The following is a 19,097-nucleotide window of genomic DNA, read 5'->3' on the forward strand; positions in this document are numbered from 1 at the left end:
AATATGCGCTGGAACCAAAATCTCCAACACACCACAAAACCTGTGGGAGCTGGCTTGCCAGCGATGAGGCCAGTCCTACCATCACAAAACCTGCAGACACAAAAAAGCCCTGTCCGGCCTAAACCGAACAGGGCTTTTCAGCACATCAATCTTCTACTTAAGCAACATTCATGGTCTTGTGCGTATCAATCAAATGCTGCACCACACCCGGATCCGCCAGGGTCGAGATATCCCCCAACCCGTCATATTCCGCCGTAGCAATCTTGCGAAGAATCCGGCGCATGATCTTGCCCGAACGCGTCTTCGGCAGCCCCGGCGCCCACTGGATCACGTCCGGCGAAGCAATCGGCCCGATCTCCTTACGCACCCAGTTCTTCAGCTCCAGACGCAGTTGCTCGGTCGGCTCCTCGCCATTCTTCAAGGTGACATAGACATAAATGCCCTGCCCCTTGATGTCATGCGGCACACCCACCACCGCCGCCTCAGCGACTTTCGGATGCGCAACCATCGCACTCTCGATCTCGGCCGTGCCCATACGGTGGCCCGACACGTTGAGCACGTCATCGACACGCCCGGTGATCCAGTAGTAACCATCGGCATCACGGCGCGCGCCGTCACCGGTGAAGTACATGCCACGGAAGGTCTTGAAGTAGGTATCAACGAAACGATCGTGATCGCCGTACAGCGTACGCGCCTGACCTGGCCACGAATCAAGAATCACCAGATTGCCTTCAGCCTCGCCCTCGATGATGTTACCGAGGTTGTCGACCAGCGCCGGTACCACACCAAAGAACGGACGTGCTGCCGAACCCGGCTTCAGCGCGTGCGCACCCGGCAGCGGGCTCATCATGTTGCCGCCGGTTTCGGTCTGCCACCAGGTATCGACGATCGGGCAACGCGACTTGCCGACATTCTTGTAGTACCAGTCCCAGGCTTCCGGGTTGATCGGCTCACCGACCGAACCGAGCAGACGCAGACTGCTGCCATCAGCGCCTTCAACCGCAGCCTGACCCGAGGCCATCATGGCGCGAATCGCGGTCGGTGCGGTGTAGAGGATGTTGACCTTGTGCTTGTCGACGATCTTCGCCACCCGGGTGATGTCCGGATAGTTCGGCACGCCTTCGAACAGCAGCGTGGTTGCGCCATTGGCCAGCGGGCCGTAGACGATGTAGCTGTGGCCAGTGACCCAGCCGACGTCGGCGGTGCACCAGTAAACTTCGCCCGGACGGTAGTCGAACACGCGCTCGTGGGTCATCGCCGCGTACAGCAGATAACCGCCGGTGGTGTGTTGCACGCCCTTCGGCTTGCCGGTCGAGCCGGAGGTATAAAGGATGAACAGTGCTTCCTCGGCGCCCATCTCTTTCGGCGCGCAGACAGTGCCTGCCACTTTCATCAGGTCTTCGTACCAGATGTCGCGATGCTGGTTCCACTTGATGTCGCCACCGGTGCGCTTGCAGACGATGACTTTCTGGATGCTGCTGGTTTCCGGGTTGGTCAGCGCGTCGTCGACGTTGGCCTTGAGGGAAATCTTCTTGCCGGCGCGAATGCCTTCGTCAGCGGTGATCACCACTTTCGATTTGCAGTCGATGATGCGACCGGCCAGGGCTTCCGGCGAGAAACCACCGAACACCACCGAGTGAATCGCGCCGATCCGGGTGCAGGCCAGCATGGCGACCACGGCTTCGGGAATCATCGGCATATAAATGGTCACCACGTCGCCGCGGTGTACGTCCTGACCACGCAGGGCGTTGGCCAGTTTGCACACTTGTTCGTGCAGTTCGCGGTAGGTGATGTTGCGGCTCTCGGAAGGATCGTCGCCTTCCCAGATGATCGCCACTTGATCGCCGCGCTCGGCCAGGTGACGGTCGAGGCAGTTGTAGGAAACGTTCAGGGTGCCGTCGGCAAACCATTTGATGTCGACATGGTGATCGTCGAACGACGTCTGTTTCACCGTGGTGAAAGGTTTGATCCAGTCGAGACGCTTGGCTTGCTCGCGCCAGAAGCCGTCAGGGTTGACGACCGACTGCTGGTACATGGCTTTGTAGGTCGCCTCGTCAGTCAGCGTGTTAGCCAGAACCTCGGGACGAACGGGATACAGAGAAGCCGCACTCATCTTTCCTACCTCGGTGTAATAGTTGTTTTTGTATGACCCTGTTGTAACGGGGCGGGGGCCATAGAACCATTCGACGATGGTAGTAACAAGCCCTCCCCCACCAGCCGCGCCCTGTGTAGGAGCTGCCGAAGGCTGCGATCTTTTGATCTGGATGTTTAGAGGCAAGATCAAAAGATCGTCCGAACGCGGCCCGAGCCTTCGGCAGCTCCTACAGGGGGATTTAGGTGTTCTTTGGGGGATTGTTACCAAATCTGCCAAAGGTGTTTATCAAAACCCGCTCTGTTTACCCCCGCCCCATCCCCCTAAAATTCACCTCGCCAACAAGGCAAACGCGATTAACAACGATACAGCCCCCACGAAGGCCGTTAATCCAGCTCTCAAGTAATAACTGCAAACGATGAAGTTACACACGCAACCCCATAAAGGTTGCGTGACCCCACTCGACCTCAAAAAGGTAAATCTGAAATGAAAGCTTTATTGGTTCTGGCCCTCAGCAGTCTGTGCGCAACCGCCATGGCAGATGAGGTCCCGACTGATGTCGCACAGCAGCAACCGGTTATCGAGGAATACACTTACTCCACTCACCTGGACATCGCCAAAGTTGTTTCCATGAGCGAAGTTCCGAATGTCTGCGAAGTGGTTCCAGCCAAAATGGAATACGACGACTCCAAAGGCCAGCGTCACATCCTGCGTTACAGCATCATGGGCAACGGTTGCACCAATTGATGATTCGAGACTGCACCGAATTGGATCTCTCAGCGCTTCATTGAGGGTCGATTCCAGCCCGACTTCGGTCGGGCTCAGTTGTGTTTGAAGTCGTCAAAAATGCTTGCAAAACACTAGATGTAGTGAAAAACCGGTTTTTTTGTTCGTTTTTTGAGCAAATCGACAATTGCGAGATTTTTACGAAAAAAAATCTATCCCCGGCAAAGCCCTGTAAACCCTCACTCTCATCGAAAAACCACCCTCCTCGACCGCTCCATGCGCGGATTCGCCTCAGCACAGCCGTGTTTTTTTCCCTATAATGCCGCCCCATACGGGTCAGCAATATTCCCTTACAGGGAGCAAAAGCCATTCTGAAGCCCCGCAGCAGCGTTCAACGCTGATTGCGCCCATCAGAGGCTCTCGGAACCCGTCAAAATTTCTGTTTATTTGCCTGCGTGCATCGCTGCAAAAAACGACATCCAACGCGGTCTGTACGACCGTGTGAAAAACCAACCAATCAGGTTTCACACGGGCACAGGCCCTCACGCAGGAGACGACACGTCATGCTGAGCTGGGACGAATTCGACAAAGAAGACAGTGAAGTAGCAACCGTGAAAGGCGCCAACGCCGGCCACGCTACTGAAGCCAACATGGACCGCCTCGACAACGCCGGCGGTGCCGCCGCGATCGAAGCTCGCGCCGTGACCGCCGACGACTCGGCCGCTGTCGCCCGCGCCAAGGCTGCACTGAACTCCCTCGACGTCGCCGAAGGCCTCGCCGAACTCGAAGGCGCCTCCGCCCGTGTCGCCGTTGACGAAAAGCGCATGATCAACTGCCGTGCCGACCTCAACCAACTCGTGCCATTCAAGTACGACTGGGCCTGGCAGAAATATCTGGACGGTTGCGCAAACCACTGGATGCCGCAAGAAGTCAACATGACCGCCGACATCGCCCTCTGGAAAGACCCGGAAGGCCTGACCGACGACGAGCGCCGCATCGTCATGCGCAACCTCGGCTTCTTCTCCACCGCCGACTCCCTGGTTGCCAACAACCTGGTACTGGCCGTGTACCGCCTGATCACCAACCCGGAATGCCGCCAGTACATCCTGCGCCAGGCTTTCGAAGAAGCGATCCACACCCACGCCTACCAGTACTGCATCGAATCGCTGGCCATGGATGAAGGCGAAATCTTCAACATGTACCACGAGATCCCATCGGTCGCTAAAAAAGCAGCCTGGGGCCTGAAGTACACCCGTTCGATCTCCGATCCGAAGTTCGAAACCGGCACCCCGGACACCGACAAAGAACTGCTGCGCAACCTGATCGCCTACTACTGCGTGCTGGAAGGCATCTTCTTCTACTGCGGCTTCACCCAAATCCTCTCCATGGGCCGCCGCAACAAAATGACCGGCGTCGCCGAGCAGTTCCAATACATCCTGCGCGACGAATCCATGCACCTGAACTTCGGCATCGACGTGATCAACCAGATCAAAATCGAAAACCCACACCTGTGGGATGCCGAGATGAAGGAAGAAGCGACCCAGATGATTCTGCAGGGTACGCAGCTGGAGATCGAATACGCACGTGACACCATGCCTCGCGGCGTACTGGGCATGAACGCGGCGATGATGGAGGACTACCTGAAGTTCATCGCTAACCGTCGGTTGTCGCAGATCGGTTTGAAGGAAGAGTATCCAGGGACGACTAACCCGTTCCCTTGGATGAGCGAGATTATGGACTTGAAGAAAGAGAAGAATTTCTTTGAGACTCGCGTGATCGAATACCAAACTGGTGGTGCGTTGAGCTGGGATTAATAGTCTCGCTCGGCATGATTTGACGATTACTGCCTGATTCGCCAAGTCGAGAAAGCAAAAAGCCCCGATCTGATCGGGGCTTTTTTATGGGCGATGGGTAAATCTTTTTACGCCTACGCCACAGCGCTCAATCTCCTACAGCACTTACAGTCGCTTCCCATTGAAGCGTGCTGCGAGCACTACTAAGCTCTATCGCAGGTGCCTAAGAAACGCCCAACGTAGAAAGCTTGGTCAGTGACACCGACGTGTAATTCGTCGGTGGCAACGGCTCTGCTCGTTGGGATTTCTTAAGTCCACTCTACGTTGGGGTCAGGCCTTCCCAAAATCTAAACGTAGAGGTCATAGACATGTCTGATCCATGCTCGGTAACAGTCTTCTCTCGCCACAATCTTTCTCTGCATGCCCTTCTACTCGAAAACCAGCCATGGTTCTCCGCCCGGGATGTTGGCCGCTTGATGGGTTTCCATCTGAATGATCGGGTGGTCAACAAGCTAGATAGCGATCAGCGCCGCATCATGTGGATTGAGTATTTTAGAGAACCAGAACAGCATCTGATGCTTAGCGAGTCCGGGATTTATGCGCTGTTGGTCTATCACTACGTTCCGGGGAATCGGTTGTTGCGTGAGTGGCTGACCAATGAGGTAGTGCCGACCTTGCGCGATGCTGCGGATTCGGGAGATTCAAATCGGCCAATGTTGAGCTTGTTGGATTGGCCAGAGATGTCTTTGAGTTTGCTGCATTGGCAGGATGAGGGGTGGATTCGGCTGCGGGATATGCCTCACCTGTTAAATGATCAGCCGCAGCGGAAAGCAACTACGACTCGACCTTGGTGGCGCCGAGTTGCTCAGGCGTTCCAATCTTCGAAGCGCTCAATGGGCTAGGTGACGTGTTTATAGGAGCGCTTTCGAGCCCCACGACTCTTCATAAGGAGCTCATGACAGCCATTCAATATCGGCCGAGGGTTTGCACCCTCGGCAATCGTATGGGTACGAAAAAGAACAACCGTGATTGGAATATTTAACCTTCAATTGCTTCCAACCGAAGCTTCAATCTCTGATTCACCAATGCGCCATGCACCCCAGAGTGAATTTCCCGGTGACAACTTGGACATACAGCTGCCACATACCGTGGGTGGTCTAAACCACCATCGGAGAGCCTATTCACATGATGCGGTTCTAAATAGGGTGTGCCATCTTTCTTCAAAAACGGAGCAGGCATCTCACAGCTTTCACATATTCCCTGAGCACGCATCAATACGTAGAACGAGACCTTCCGGCTACGCTGATAAATCTTACGGGGGGCGGATTGCCCGAATCCATCACTGGCAAGCTTACACGCAGCCAGCGCGACCAGCCGCGCAGCAGCCAGAGACTCGGGAAGGTCAGCCTTATCCTCGTACTCGTCACCAACTTCAATCGTTCCGCCAGAAATACCGACTGGGACTAGTCGAAAAACAATAGCCGCACGATCCTGGCCAGTTACATCAGGTTGAATCCGCGTGAACATATCTGCACAAGAAAACTCACCTACATAAGCGCAGCCTTTACCTTTGCCGAGTGCCTTAAACAAATGCAGTGCTCGGCCATCCACGGCATGCTCAGCAATGGCGCGGTTGCCACGAGTCAAAGTCATCGCACCTCGCTGTCCTTCACCCGTGTAAAGGTATGCGCCGTCGTCCCAACGATCTGCATAACCGTATTGTTCACCGCTATCGCCAGTAAACAAAAAAATCACTGGATAGATAGCTGACGCTGCAATACCACTTTGCCGACTACCGCCGAACGCACCATTAATTTCAGTTTTTCGATCGTAAACAGCCCCCGGCGTGAACTGCAATACAAGCTCACCCTCTCCTCGCGGCAACTCCACAATAGTGAAGCCTCGCTTCTTGAGGTACCTGTTGGCCGGATGCCCACCCGAAAACTCGCCTACAGAAATACCAGTCGCCAGAGAGATGATTTTCTTCACTGGATACAGCTCACCCCCCGCATTAATGGCATAACGATGAGCTTGGTTGTTTTCCCAGTCCTGCCACTCAGGCCTACTCCGAAATTTATGATCAAACTCCAGCATCGCGCTGCCTATTCGTTCCTTCGAGACCGCTTTGATCACCACGAGCGCCGCCTTTTGTAGTCAATGGCTGTAGGAAAATTCCTATAGTCGCCAAACTCCAAAAGGGTTTCAATACATGACAGAGCAAAGAGCCACTATTTATAGGCGATGCTTTTGAATAGCGACGTATTCCCCTAATTCGTTAACTCGCGTTAACTGACCATTTTCTCCTCAAGGATCCGAGCCCCACCATGAAATTCGATCTCGCCTACTGCCTCAGCCTCGACGACAAGTTGTCGATCTATGATGTTCGCGATCTCAATTTCGATGAGACGGTGGCGTTTGACTCCGCGAAGGAACACTTCCAGTGCCCCAACGATGCTTGTCGTTCGGCGTTCGAGGCTTCCAACGAGTTGGGCACGTTCAATGCCAAGAACGTGAATTACGTGCGCACGCCGCACTTCAAGAATCTGCCCACGACGCAGCATGTGGCGGGTTGTCCGCATGTGAGTTTGAAGGCTTCAGCGTCTGGTGTTGAGACGGCGGATGGTGAGGTGGATGACGGGCGTGAGGAACACTTCCCATCAGAGTTGTTGCTGACCCGGCGTGAGTATGTGCGCAAGCCTGTCGCGCCAGCGGGGGCGGCGGATGTGTTGCGGGATGATCCGGTGCGGGTGGCGGCGGACAGTGGTAAAGAGTCGGCGAGTCGTGAGTCGGCGCCGGACAAGACCAGTGTGTTTGCGCATCCGGTGGAGTGTTTCGTTTCCAACTTCGCGGACAAGGAGTTGCTCAAGCGGATGCCGTTGAAGGTCGGCGAGCATTCGGCGCCGTACAGTTCGTTCTTCAAGAAGATCGAGTATCTGACGGACAACAAGGGGCTGATTTACTGGGGGCGGATCAAGAAGATCGAGGACTTCCACAGTGCCAGTTTTCGCATCGACTTCGAAGACAAGGTCTGGTTTAAGAAGCCCGAGGACAGTAAGAAGAAGCCGTATCCGGTCAGCGTTTATCTGAACAAGAAGCTGATCGACAACTACCGCAAGCGCAAGGCGTTTATGGAAGAGATCAAGCACGCGGTGGATAGCGATAAGGCGTTGTTCTGTTTCTTCTATGGGGTGACGCCGGAGTTGAAGCAGGTGCCCGGCAAGAAGAACCCCGAAAAGCCTTTCGAGGTCTTCAATGCCAATATCGAGAACCTGGATCACTTCATTATTCGTGAAGCGCCGGGTCTGGAGTGACGGTTAGCCTTGGGGCAGTTGCAGGTTGACGGCGCCGGGGTGTTGTTTGACGAGGGAGTACGGCAGGATCGACCAGTCGGGTCTATCGCAAGAGCGTTGTACGCGAGCGAAGTAGGCGCCGAGGTACAAGCCCTTCTCGGTGAAGTACCAAGGTGAAGTGCCCCAGATGCTTTCATCCTGGAAGTTGCAGTCGTCATCTCCCGTCGGTGCCTTCATTTCTGTGGGGTACAGCGCGGTGAATTGCTTGATCACCCAAGGTACCAACTCTTTGCTCACGTACTGATAGCGCGCGTTACTTTCGTCCTTGCTCAGCGGTTTGTCGCCTAGGCTGTCGCGCTCGGCATGTAGCAGCGGTTTGCCCTCTCCGACCCACAGCACATCTTCGAGGGACAGCGGGTGGCCGGTTTTCACGTCGATATTGAGCGGGGAATCGCCGAAGTCGGGATGCGCGCCGCCGCAGTAATAGCTGGTCGAGATATTCAGGCTGACCACGGCTGGCGAGATCATTTTCGGTTCTGCCTGTTGCATGAACTCCACGTTCTCCCCGCCCTGTAATTGGCAGCCGTGATAGCTGATGACTTCATTCCAGAGGCGCCCGAGCAACTGCTGGTTAACCCGTTGCTGATCATCTTTCGACAATCCGGACTCCACGCTGAACAGCGAAATCTTTGTCTCAGGCTCGGTCCACCATTGCAGGTCATAGCCCATGAAGTTTTCTTTCTTCGCCGGTTTGAGCTTGAGTCCCTGCAGGCGCAAATACTCGTAAGGCTCGCCGTATGGCAGTGCGGCAATGAAAGGTAACGTTGCTGAGGTGGGCGCGGTAAGTCTGGCCTCGGTAAGTTTCACCGGCAGCTTTTTGCCCTGCGGACTTTGCCACTCGCCCTGCCAGCCGTTGCCGGTTTCTTCCAGCTTCAAGGTTGGCAGCGGCTTGTCGTCACCGTAGCGGTTATTGCCTTCGACGAGGTTCAACGTGCTGTCTTGTAGCGAGCCGCTGAGGGCTAGGTCACGGTGATATTTCTCGTAGAAATAGCGGCCGGTGACTTCGTCCTGCTGTGTGGTGTTGAGTTCAACAACAATCGCCGTCTTGCCCAATGTGCCGGTAAATACGCGCCGCCCATCTTCGGCATGGGCAGTGGAAATCAGTGTGAACAGCGCCGCGGCATATGGCGCCAGGCGCATCAGTCCCTTGAGCATGAATCAATCCTTGAAGGAGTCGGAGGTCGCGTCGGCACACAGGCGTCGGCGCTGAAAAATACGCTGCGGATTATGGCGGGGGCCGCTTAACTATTCGAGTTTTCTTGCTCGTACTTTTCAAGCCAGGCTTTGCGCTCGAGGGCCGCAATTTCCCGAACCATTTGTTGGCGACGCTCCTTGGCAGCATGAAGCTGGACGTCATCAAGAAAGCAGTAATGACGCAGCCAGTGAAGCGCCATTTCCTCATTCGGAAAATAGTAAGACTTGGCGCCCTTGCTGTTCCTGGGCGTGTCATTCATTTGCTCGTCAAATACCATCGCTGTGATTTCATCCGGTGGCAAAGATCCCGTATGGGCGACCTTGTCCTGGAAAATCCATGCAATCTCATCAATGTGTTTTTGCGCGCTGCGATGGCTACGTCGATAGAACCGTTGATGCTCACAAGTCTGTTTCAGCCGCGCCAACATCAACTCAGGGTTTAGCCACTGCCCGAGGTCATGATGATGTGCGTTGATCACTATCCCCTTGACCCAACGATCCACAAATCGATCAACAAAGTCTTCTGTGTCAGCCTTTTTCGCATCAGCGAAAATCAGGCAATAGCGGGTCTGGACGTGAATGACCAGCAACACATGCTTGCGTTGTACCGTTATCGCGTGCACCAGCCACTGCTCGTCAGCGCCGCTCAGCTCATCATCTTCAATGATTGCGGACGGCGGTTTAGCATCCACCGGCGTGATCTTTTTGCCCTTGTGGACACGGCTGAAGAATTTGCTGGCGGCTTCGGTGCAATTGAAGATCAACATTCTGATTCTCTGGAAAGTGCTGGGGAGAATGGTCAGTCATCATGAGCAATTTCATCGACCCACTCAATTTCATAATGCCGACGCTCAATATCAGAAAGTAACTTGCGCGCGTCATCGCTCAAGATCGATAACTCCGCGTCAGTCAAAAGGTCATGCGAGACCATCAAGGTCAACTTCCATAGTGCGGAGGATCGAGCGAGGCCATCGAACATGCGGGCCATGTCGTGGTTCCGATCATTGATCAGTCCGTAGATCATGCTGTAGCGCGCATGCGCCGAAAGTGCTCCGTGCTGAGTGATGGTTCTGGTGTCGGCGATAACGCCTTGGCAAAACCGGTCGAGTGCGATTTTGCGCAGTTCCTTGAACTTCTTCCAGTCACTTTCAATGATCGACATGGTTTCTCTCCGCGCTTTTTTCTTGAGGCGTTCGAATTTTTCGTCTGGACTTCCAAAGATACAAAGCAGCAGTTCATTTCGTCCACATACTCAGCATCACCAAGACCAGCAATCCAATATAAACCCAGGCATGCACCCGATCCGGGATCCGCCCAATCCATGGCGCGGCCAATCGAATCCCGATGAGCGACCCCGCCGTCAGCACCGCAAACGCCAGCAAATCAACATACCCGACAAACCACGCGCCCAAGTCAGCCTGACTGAACCCGGCCAGCGCCATGTACGTCAGCGTCCCAGCCAATGCCACCGGTACGCTCAACGGATTGGCCATGGATGTCGCTTGCGACATGCTCAATCCACAACGGCGCAGCAGCGGCACGGTCATGACGCTGCCTCCTACACCGAGAAACGTCGCGATGGCGCCAATGCCTACACCGCCTGCGGAAGTTTCCGTAGCGCCAAGTCGGCGTGGGATGACGTCTGCGTTTTGAGTGAGAAATCCGCGTCGCAGCAGGCAATCAATGATGGTCACGCCGAGGTAGCCGATGAACGCGTAGCGAATCACTTCGCCGCTGACCCACACCGCCGCTATTGCGCCAACAACCGCGCCCAACCCGATGAACCCGCCCAGCGGCCACAGGTAATGACGAATGAGATTGCCGGCGCGGCGGTGTTTGTCGGTGGCGATCAGGGCGTTGACGATCATCACGCAGGTCGAAGTGGCGACGGCGATGTGCATCGCCGATTGGCCGATCGGGTCGTCGGCGCCGTGGCTGGTGGTGAGCAGGCGATACAGCAGCGGCACCACGACGAAGCCGCCGCCGAAGCCGAACAGCACGGCGGTAATGCCGGTCAGGCAGCCGAAGAGGGTCAGCAATAAATAGAACATGTCGAGGCGTCCGTTGTGGGAGAGCGGTCGACGATAGAGCGGCAGCGCTTGGCCTGCTTCAGCAAGTGAGCCAATAATGTTTGCGTTTACGCCAATCACCGGGAAATGCCTGATGCGCAATGTTTCGATCAATCTGCTGGATGACACGCCGCGCGCGGTGGTGGCAATCGGTACGGATTATTCTCACGGTCACCTCCTGCCCTTTCATACGCATCGGCGGGCGCAGTTGTTGTACGGCGCGACGGGTGTGATGCAAGTCAGCACCCATGACGGTAATTGGGTGGTGCCGCCGCAACGTGCGGTTTGGATTCCGCCGGGGGTGGCGCATGAGGTGGTGATGCTCGGCGTCAGCACTCGCAGTGTGTATATCGAGCCAGGCGCAGTGGATTTGGGCGAGCGCTGCCAGGTGATCAGTGTGTCGCCGTTGATGCGGCATTTGCTGATGGAGGCGGTGGAAGTGCCGCTGACCTATGACTTGGGCGGACGCGACGGTGTGTTGATTGATCTGTTGCTGCATGAATTGACGCGCAGTGCGCCGCTGCCATTGCACATTCCGCTGCCGACTGACGGAAAACTCCTGCATCTGTGTCAGAACTTTCTGCATCAGCCGTACGCCCATCAATCTCCACAGCAGTGGGCCGAGCAGTTACACATAAGCTTGCGCACCTTCAACAGGATGTTTCGGCAACAGACCGGATTGAGCTTCAGGCAATGGCGGCAGCAGGCTTGCGTGGTCCTGGCGCTGGCGCGCTTGGCCTCGGGTGAAGCGGTGACGCGCATCGCGCTGGACTTCGGTTATGAAAGCCCGGCGGCGTTCTCGACGATGTTCCGGCGGATCCTCGGGCAGGCACCGTCCGTCTGGTTGGAGGCGGCGAATTAGCGCAAATCAAAAAATGCGTTTGATCCCGGCCGAAAACAACTGTACAAAAACACAGTACATTTTCAATCAGCACTCTTGAGCCCGGAGCACACCATGGCCTCTCTTGCGATGAACCACATCCTCGAACGCATTGCCCTTTTCCAGTTCACCCCGACGCACTGCATCCAGGCCCGAGCGATGCTGGGCTGGAGCGCGGAACAGCTATCGCGGGAGGCTGAGGTTTCGGTTGAAGACATTCATCGGTTTGAAGCGCAGCAGGATGTCGCGGATGCGGCGCGACTGGCGTTGGCGTATCGGTTCGAGGCGCAGGGGCTGGTGTTCTTTCCCGGGTTTGCACCGGGGCGTAGTGCGAGTTCTCAGGGCGTTTCGTCGGAAGCGGTGGGCCGTGGGGATTTTGCGATGGCTGAGTAAGGATAAAAACATGAGCGAGATCGAAGAAAGCACAGGCAATGTTTATCAAGATTTAGACCTTGAGCATGCAGGCGAGATGCTGCTCAAGTCCGAGTACGCGACCAAATTGATCTCGCTCATCGAGTCCACCGACATAAGCGAATCTGAAGCCGCACAAAGACTGGGAATACCTCTGGAGAACCTGCAGCAATTACTTCGTGGAAAATTTCGAGAAGTGTCGGTTACTACTATGGCTGATTACAGCCGTAAGATTTCAGGGCTTGTTTCAGGAGCAACCGGTTCGCCCCCTTAGGCGCGAACCGTCTTCATCTGATCAGGCGTTCTGCACCACACCCTCACTCTCCCCTTCAACCGCCAACCACCACGCCTCCCCGCGTTGCGGTTGAGCGATGTTAAACGCCTCACCCATTTGCGGCGTGGTAATGGAAATACTGCGTTCCCACGCCAGTGCCAGAATCCGGTCGAACGGTTCGTGCCAGGCGTGCATGGCCAGGTCGAAGGTGCCGTTGTGGATCGGGAAGAGCCAGCGGCCTTTGAGGTCGATGTGCGCTTGCAAGGTTTCTTCGGGCTGCATGTGCACGTGCGGCCATTCGACGTTGTAGGCGCCGGTTTCCATCAGGGTCAGGTCGAACGGGCCGTACTGTTCGCCGATGCGTTTGAAGCCGTCGAAGTAGCCGCTGTCGCCGCTGAAGAAGATCCGGGTGTCGCCGTCGATCATTACCCAGGACGCCCACAGGGAACTGTTGCCATCGAACAGGCCACGGCCGGAAAAGTGCTGGGACGGTGTGGCGACGAAACGGATGCCGGCAATTTCTGCGCCCTGCCACCAATCGTACTGACGGACTTTACTGGCATCGATACCCCATTTGATCAGCGTGTCGCCGACGCCCAGCGGGGTCAGGAACAGGTTGGTCTTGGCGGCCAGTCTGAGCACGGCCTGGTAATCGAGGTGGTCGTAATGGTTGTGCGACAGGATCACCGCTTCGATCGGCGGCAACTGGTCGATGCTGATCGGGGGCTGGTGGAAGCGTTTCGGCCCGGCCCACTGTACGGGTGATGCACGCTCGGCGAAGACCGGGTCGGTGATGAAGAATTTGTCGCGCAGTTTCAGCAGCAGGGTCGAATGACCGAGGCGATAGACGCTGTGGTTGGGCGCCGCCAACAGCTCTTCTCGAGTCAACGCCTGCACCGGGATCGGCGCTGCGGGCCGGGTGTTGCGCGGTTTGTGGAAAATCATGTTCCACATGATCCGCAGCATTTTGCGTAGGCCTTCGCGTTGCACGGGTGCGTGATTGCGAAACAGCCCCTGATGCTGCCGCGAGGCTTCAGGCGTGGATGTGTGATCCGGGATCGAAACTGGATTGGCCATGACTGAATGACTCCAGAAAAACCGCGCAATTCGCGGTTTTCCTCGGTGGGACGATAAATGGCCAAAGCTGCACGCATAGGCCGAACTGTCTGGTTTTTAGATTGCGAGGATTAACGCAACATTACACTGCTCGGTGTAGTTTCTAGGTTGCATCAAAGCGGATGACAAGTAAACTGCCAAGTGTAATTTCATCTTTTCTCTGCCGAAGCGTACTTATGACAGCTCCACAGCGCCTCACCGACCGTAAACGCGAAGCCATTATTCAGGCGGCGATTGCCGAATTTCGTGCCCACGGATTCGAGATCACCAGCATGGACAAGATTGCTGCCACGGCCGGTGTGTCGAAACGCACGGTGTATAACCATTTCCCCAGCAAAGAAGAGCTTTTCGCCGAAATTCTCAACCAGTTGTGGGCACGAATCAGCGCCGAGCAATCGGTCGTCTACAACCGCGATCAGCCATTGCGCGAACAATTACGGCAGATGCTCCAGGCCAAGGTGCAGTTGATGGCCGACGAGAATTTCCTGACCCTGGCCCGGGTGGCGATTGCCGCCACCATCCACTCGCCGGAGCGCGCACAGAACATGATCGAGCGCATGGGCGAGCGCGAGGAAGGCCTGACCGTGTGGATTCGCGCCGCGCAGGCTGACGGTCGACTGAAACCGGTCGATCCGGAATTCGCCGCACATCAAGTACAAGGCTTGCTCAAGACCTTTGGTTTCTGGCCGCAGATGTCGATGGGCCGTGCCGCCCTCGATGTCGATATGCAGACCACCGTCGCCGAATCGGCGCTGGAGATGTTTCTGGCCCGCTATCAGCTCTAAATCGCCCTTCTCCTGCGCGAGCCGTCGATTAAATGGCTCGGAAGGACACTGATTAATCCCGTTGGAATAAATGACAATGTCCGACAATCGACCGACGAACGGTTAGCCTGAGAAAATACTGCAAAGTATTTCAGGATGAATTTCGCGCAGGGCATCATGGAAAACCAACGCGGCAAAGGCTTGTCATTCGCCCGGCGCATTTACCTGCCCAGGGCCATTGGTCTGGGGATCGGTTTCTTCAGTGTCGGTGCGGCGTTGTATCCGCTGAACATGCCCGGCTGGCTGTGGGCGCTGTTGTTGTTCAACGGCTTCGCCTGGCCGCATCTGGCTTATCAGATTTCCACGCGCTCGGTTTTCCCGTATCAGGCTGAACGCCGCAACCTGTTGTATGACTCGTTGTGCGGTGGATTCTGGGCGGCGTGCTTTCAGTTCAGTCCGCTGACCACCGTGACCATCCTGTCAATGATGACCATGAACAACGTCGCCGCCGGTGGCTATCGACTGTTCGTGTTCGGCGCCCTGGCCCAACTCGCTGGCGTGTTGATCGGCTGGGCAATCTTTGGTTCCAAATTCAGCCTGACGATGACCCAAACGCAAGTCTGGGCCTGCCTGCCGATGCTCACCCTGTATCCGCTCGCGCTGGGCATGGTCTGTTATCACCTGGCGATCAAACTCTCCCAACACAAACGCGCACTGAGCGCCCTGAGCCGCACCGACAGCCTCACCGGCCTGCTCAATCACGGGGCCTGGAAAGACCTGCTGCACCTGAAATTTCAGCAGTGCCGCCAACACAACACCCAAGCCACGCTGGCGTTGATCGACATCGACCATTTCAAGGGAATCAACGACAGCTTCGGGCACATCGTCGGCGATGAAGTGCTTCAGCATTTGAGTCAGGAGCTCAAACGCCTGCTGGACCAGTACGAATTGGCCGGGCGCTACGGCGGCGACGAGTTCTGCGTGATCCTGCCGACACTGCCGCTGAGCAAGGCCGAAGCGCTGATGGAGCAATTGCGCGAGGCAATGCAGCAGTATCGTCATCCGCAGGTGTCAGAGTTGCGAGTGGGTCTGAGTATCGGTCTGGCGCGCTATCAGCCCTTGTACAAGGATGCACTGGACTGGCTGGACGATGCCGACAAAGCGCTCTACACCGCTAAACACAAGGGCCGAAACACCATCAGTGTGGCTTTGAGCCGTGCCGCGACAGACAACGTCAGCGCTTAAAAAGTTATACAAAATTACAAATAATTACTTCCTTGTACAACTTTATGAAGTTTTGTATAAGTAGCCATCTGCCAGCTAAGGAATACTGGCATTGAGCAGTCATTACCGAATGCCGTCCGCGCATTCGGTCTGCCGGCGCGGAAATAGGGACTGAATCCTCGATCTTCCCCACTTCCAGAGTACTGCGAGCATGTTCTTCAATCGCCACAAATCCGTCGTCGACGATCTTCAGCGCACCCTCACCGAACAAGCCGGCCTGCTCGATGCGATCAATCGCTCGATGGCGGTGATCGAGTTCGACCTCGATGGCGTGGTGCTGCGCGCCAATGACAACTTTCTCAAAACCATGGGTTACAGCGCCGAGCAAGCGATCGGCCAACCGCATCGGCGCTTTTGCACACCAGAGTTCGGCCGTAGTGCTCAGTACACTGATTTGTGGTCACGCCTGAAAAACGGCCAGTTTCAGTCCGGTACGTTTGAACGGGTCGACGGCAAGGGCCAGCCGATCTGGCTGGAAGCCAGTTACAACCCGATCAAGGATGCCTCGGGTCGCGTGGTGAAAGTGGTCAAGTACGCCATGGACGTGACCGCCAAAGTGCAGCAGGAAAGTGAGGCCAACGCCAAGTTGCAGGCGATTGACCGGGCGATGGCAGTGATCGAGTTCAACCTCGACGGCAGCATTCTTACGGCCAATCAGAACTTTCTGACGCGCATGGGTTACACCCTCGCCGAGCTGAAAGGTAAACATCACCGTTTGTTCTGCACGCCGGCACTGGTCAACAGCAGCGCTTATGAGGATTTCTGGCGGCGCTTGAACCAGGGTGAGCTTTTCCAGGGGCAGTTCGAACGCGTGGATAAACGCGGGCAAACCGTGTGGCTAGAAGCCAATTACAACCCGGTCTACGACGCCGCCGGGCGCTTGTGCAAAGTGGTGAAGTTCGCCTCCGACGTCACCGCCCGGGTCGAGCAACACGAACAGGATGCACGCAGCGCCAGCGCGGCGTATCACATCTCCGTGGCCACGCGAAAAGTCGCCGAGCAAGGTACGCAAGTGATCCAGCAGGCCGCCAGTGAAATGCGCGAAATCGCCGAGGACATTGCTGAGTCTTCAACGCTGATTGCACAACTGGGGGAACGCTCCGAGCAGATCACCGCCATCGTCAACACCATCCGCGCGATTGCCGACCAGACCAATCTGCTGGCGCTCAACGCTGCAATTGAAGCCGCGCGCGCCGGTGAACAGGGGCGCGGGTTTGCCGTGGTCGCTGACGAAGTGCGGCAATTGGCGGCTCGAACCAGCGGCTCGACTGCGGAGATTTCCAGCATGATCGGTTTGATCCAGAACGAGACCCGCCAGGCCATCAAGAGCATGGAAGGCACCCGGGGTCGCGCGGCTGAAGGCGTCGAGTTGGCGAATCAGGCGGGCACGGTGATTCTGCAGATCCGTGATGGCGCCAGTGAGGCGGTGGATGCGGTGAGCATGTTTGCCAATGAGCGTGTGCCGGGTTAAGGCTTGTGCAAGGCAGCCAGACCGCGTCGTGGCCTTCGCGAGCAGGTTCGCTCCCACAGGGGTCAGGTTGATCACAATATTTGTGAATACCCCGGCTACCTGTGGGAGCGAGCCTGCTCGCGAAGGGGCCGGTCGCCACAACGCAGGGCTATAGTGACTACACGTCCCATGCCCTGCCGAGTGCACCATGACCACTGAAAAACCCGCAACACCTGAAACAGCTCCCGTCGATCACCTGCGCTTCCACCGCCGCCATGCCCACCTCAACACCACCTTCGGCAACGACACGTTCGCCCTGCGCGCCGAGGCGTTTGCACGCTTCTTCGGCACGCCGATGTTTCTCGGCGCACAAACCCTGATTGTGCTGTTGTGGGTCTGCCTCAACGTGTTTGGCGTGACCACTTTCGATGTTTACCCGTTCATCCTGTTGAACCTCGCCTTCAGCCTGCAATCGGCCTACGCCGCGCCACTGATTCTGCTCGCACAAACCCGTCAGGCCGCCCGCGACAAGGCGCAAGCCGATGCCGACGCGCAACACCGTGAAGCGTTGGCATCGGCCAATACCGAGCGTCAGGCCGAAGCGGCGAAGAACACCGCGCAACTGCTTGAACTGCTGGAGCAGAACACCCGCCTCACCGAGATGACCAAAAACCTCACCGAACGCATCGCCAGCCTGACCAGCGAGTTGCACGATCACATGCGCCAGAACCCGCAGCGCTGATCACGGTAAACGCAGCGCCCGCCCCAATTCATCGAACAACGTCACCACCGAGCGCAACGCCCGGCAATCCGGGCGGGTCAGCAGCCATAGCGCGGTGTCATAACCGTGCAGCGGTTCGCTCAACGCCTGCAAACCGTCGGTGATCAGAAAGTCCGGTAATGCCGCCACGCCGAGGCCGGCGCGGACCAGTTCGGTTACCGACAATATGCTGTTGCAACGATAGCTCGGGGTCACGCCTGGCAGGTGTTGCCGACGCCAGGCGATGGTTGGGTGATCGGGGAGAAAGTCGTCCGGAGCGATCCAGGTCAGCGCGGCCAGATCCGACGCATCGACATTCTGCAGATAGCGCGAACTGGCGCAGACCCGGTAGGAAATCTTCGCCAGTTGCCGTCCGACCAGATGCTCGGGCGGTGTGCGCGTGAGGCGCAGGGCGATGTCGGCATCGCGGCGGCTGAGGTTGGCGAAATCGTTGGAGGTGCTCAGTTCAATGGTCAACGCCGGGTAATGGGGCATGAATTGCGCCAGGGCCGGCAGCAGCAAACCTTGCAACACCGAGTCGGTGCAGGTCAGGCGCACTGTGCCGCTGACCACTTCGCCGCCCTGCTCCACGCCAATGCGCGCGGCCTCCAGCGCCTGTTCGGCGCGTTCGGCTTGCTCGGCCAGTGTCTGTGCCAACGTCGTCGGCAGGTAGCCAGCGCGGCTTTTTTCGAACAGTTGCTGACCGAGTGCAGCTTCGAGACGGCGCACGGCGCGAAACACCGTCGACACATCGACCTTCAACAACTGCGAAGCCCGGGCCAGAGAGCCGCCGCGCACCAAGGCAAGAATCAGGGCCAGGTCGGCGTAGTCGAGCTGATAGTGCGTCGCTGCATTAATCACTTGGGGAAACGCCCATATTGAGTGCGTGAACGCCAATCTATAGTGAGTGTCATCAATCAACAAGCGCAGGGAA

Annotated in this window: 18 protein-coding genes and 2 pseudogenes; 12 read left to right on the top strand and 8 right to left on the bottom strand. The window is 56.7% G+C overall.

Features of this window, described 5'->3' with window-relative positions:
* Positions 1–157: 157 nt before the first annotated feature.
* Complete coding sequence (acs, locus tag M5G26_RS29160; protein WP_007912698.1) at positions 158–2,113, bottom strand: acetate--CoA ligase; 1,956 nt, start codon at positions 2,111–2,113, stop codon at positions 158–160.
* Positions 2,114–2,578: 465 nt separating this feature from the next.
* Between acs and M5G26_RS29165 the strand changes: the two genes are divergently transcribed.
* The 3 genes from M5G26_RS29165 to M5G26_RS29175 all read left to right on the top strand — a co-directional run bounded on the left by M5G26_RS29165 (position 2,579) and on the right by M5G26_RS29175 (position 5,513).
* A complete protein-coding gene (locus tag M5G26_RS29165; RefSeq protein WP_007912695.1) occupies positions 2,579–2,839 on the top strand; it encodes a DUF2790 domain-containing protein in 261 nt (86 codons plus the stop codon).
* Between the two features lie 542 nt (positions 2,840–3,381).
* Positions 3,382–4,632, top strand: coding sequence for a ribonucleotide-diphosphate reductase subunit beta (locus M5G26_RS29170; protein ID WP_008084848.1), 1,251 nt, complete (start codon positions 3,382–3,384; stop codon positions 4,630–4,632).
* A 347-nt stretch (positions 4,633–4,979) separates the two neighbouring features.
* The gene (locus tag M5G26_RS29175) at positions 4,980–5,513 is read left to right on the top strand and encodes a BRO-N domain-containing protein (protein ID WP_150693334.1); all 534 of its coding nucleotides are present in this window, start codon (positions 4,980–4,982) and stop codon (positions 5,511–5,513) included.
* 136 nt (positions 5,514–5,649) lie between these two features.
* On the opposite strand, the gene M5G26_RS29180 is transcribed toward M5G26_RS29175, so the two are convergent.
* Entirely contained in the window at positions 5,650–6,705 is a 1,056-nt protein-coding gene (locus tag M5G26_RS29180) for an HNH endonuclease (protein WP_224789344.1), read from the bottom strand.
* A gap of 230 nt (positions 6,706–6,935) precedes the next feature.
* Here M5G26_RS29180 and M5G26_RS29185 point away from each other — a divergent pair, with 230 nt between their 5' ends.
* Positions 6,936–7,922 carry a hypothetical protein gene (locus M5G26_RS29185; protein WP_273917154.1) on the top strand — a complete coding sequence of 329 codons (987 nt, stop codon included), beginning with the start codon at positions 6,936–6,938 and terminating at the stop codon, positions 7,920–7,922.
* 3 nt (positions 7,923–7,925) lie between these two features.
* On the opposite strand, the gene M5G26_RS29190 is transcribed toward M5G26_RS29185, so the two are convergent.
* The 4 genes from M5G26_RS29190 to M5G26_RS29205 all read right to left on the bottom strand — a co-directional run bounded on the left by M5G26_RS29190 (position 7,926) and on the right by M5G26_RS29205 (position 11,206).
* Positions 7,926–9,116 (bottom strand): hypothetical protein, encoded by a 1,191-nt coding sequence (locus tag M5G26_RS29190; protein WP_273917155.1) that lies wholly within the window; start codon positions 9,114–9,116, stop codon positions 7,926–7,928.
* An 86-nt stretch (positions 9,117–9,202) separates the two neighbouring features.
* Positions 9,203–9,922 carry a DUF6933 domain-containing protein gene (locus M5G26_RS29195; RefSeq protein WP_273917156.1) on the bottom strand — a complete coding sequence of 240 codons (720 nt, stop codon included), beginning with the start codon at positions 9,920–9,922 and terminating at the stop codon, positions 9,203–9,205.
* 32 nt (positions 9,923–9,954) lie between these two features.
* Positions 9,955–10,317 (bottom strand): hypothetical protein, encoded by a 363-nt coding sequence (locus M5G26_RS29200; RefSeq protein WP_150693329.1) that lies wholly within the window; start codon positions 10,315–10,317, stop codon positions 9,955–9,957.
* Between the two features lie 73 nt (positions 10,318–10,390).
* The gene (locus tag M5G26_RS29205; RefSeq protein ID WP_273917157.1) at positions 10,391–11,206 is read right to left on the bottom strand and encodes a sulfite exporter TauE/SafE family protein; all 816 of its coding nucleotides are present in this window, start codon (positions 11,204–11,206) and stop codon (positions 10,391–10,393) included.
* Between the two features lie 112 nt (positions 11,207–11,318).
* On the opposite strand from M5G26_RS29205, the gene M5G26_RS29210 reads away from it, so the two are divergent.
* From M5G26_RS29210 to M5G26_RS29220, 3 genes are all read left to right on the top strand, one after another.
* A complete protein-coding gene (locus M5G26_RS29210; protein WP_273917158.1) occupies positions 11,319–12,086 on the top strand; it encodes an AraC family transcriptional regulator in 768 nt (255 codons plus the stop codon).
* Between the two features lie 93 nt (positions 12,087–12,179).
* The gene (locus M5G26_RS29215) at positions 12,180–12,497 is read left to right on the top strand and encodes an XRE family transcriptional regulator (RefSeq protein WP_273917159.1); all 318 of its coding nucleotides are present in this window, start codon (positions 12,180–12,182) and stop codon (positions 12,495–12,497) included.
* A gap of 10 nt (positions 12,498–12,507) precedes the next feature.
* On the top strand, positions 12,508–12,789 hold the full coding sequence (locus tag M5G26_RS29220; protein WP_273917160.1) for an XRE family transcriptional regulator: 282 nt from the start codon (positions 12,508–12,510) through the stop codon (positions 12,787–12,789).
* Between the two features lie 21 nt (positions 12,790–12,810).
* Here the strand turns inward: M5G26_RS29220 and M5G26_RS29225 are convergent, their stop codons facing one another.
* Complete coding sequence (locus M5G26_RS29225; RefSeq protein WP_038369643.1) at positions 12,811–13,866, bottom strand: MBL fold metallo-hydrolase; 1,056 nt, start codon at positions 13,864–13,866, stop codon at positions 12,811–12,813.
* A 215-nt stretch (positions 13,867–14,081) separates the two neighbouring features.
* On the opposite strand from M5G26_RS29225, the gene M5G26_RS29230 reads away from it, so the two are divergent.
* The 5 genes and pseudogenes from M5G26_RS29230 to M5G26_RS29245 all read left to right on the top strand — a co-directional run bounded on the left by M5G26_RS29230 (position 14,082) and on the right by M5G26_RS29245 (position 18,145).
* Complete coding sequence (locus tag M5G26_RS29230; protein ID WP_273917161.1) at positions 14,082–14,690, top strand: TetR/AcrR family transcriptional regulator; 609 nt, start codon at positions 14,082–14,084, stop codon at positions 14,688–14,690.
* A 156-nt stretch (positions 14,691–14,846) separates the two neighbouring features.
* On the top strand, positions 14,847–15,914 hold the full coding sequence (locus M5G26_RS29235; RefSeq protein WP_273917177.1) for a diguanylate cyclase: 1,068 nt from the start codon (positions 14,847–14,849) through the stop codon (positions 15,912–15,914).
* Positions 15,915–16,194: 280 nt separating this feature from the next.
* Positions 16,195–16,878: pseudogene (locus M5G26_RS29705) on the top strand (PAS domain-containing protein); the annotation flags it as partial.
* Between the two features lie 108 nt (positions 16,879–16,986).
* A pseudogene (locus M5G26_RS29710) lies at positions 16,987–17,424 on the top strand (methyl-accepting chemotaxis protein); the annotation flags it as partial.
* A 187-nt stretch (positions 17,425–17,611) separates the two neighbouring features.
* Positions 17,612–18,145 (top strand): DUF1003 domain-containing protein, encoded by a 534-nt coding sequence (locus M5G26_RS29245; protein WP_150693323.1) that lies wholly within the window; start codon positions 17,612–17,614, stop codon positions 18,143–18,145.
* Here M5G26_RS29245 and M5G26_RS29250 read toward each other — a convergent pair whose 3' ends face one another.
* Positions 18,146–19,087 (bottom strand): LysR family transcriptional regulator, encoded by a 942-nt coding sequence (locus tag M5G26_RS29250; RefSeq protein ID WP_273917163.1) that lies wholly within the window; start codon positions 19,085–19,087, stop codon positions 18,146–18,148.
* Between the last annotated feature and the right edge of the window lie 10 nt (positions 19,088–19,097).

Origin of the sequence: Pseudomonas sp. TNT2022 ID642 (genome assembly GCF_028656995.1) — a bacterium.
GTDB lineage: Bacteria > Pseudomonadota > Gammaproteobacteria > Pseudomonadales > Pseudomonadaceae > Aquipseudomonas.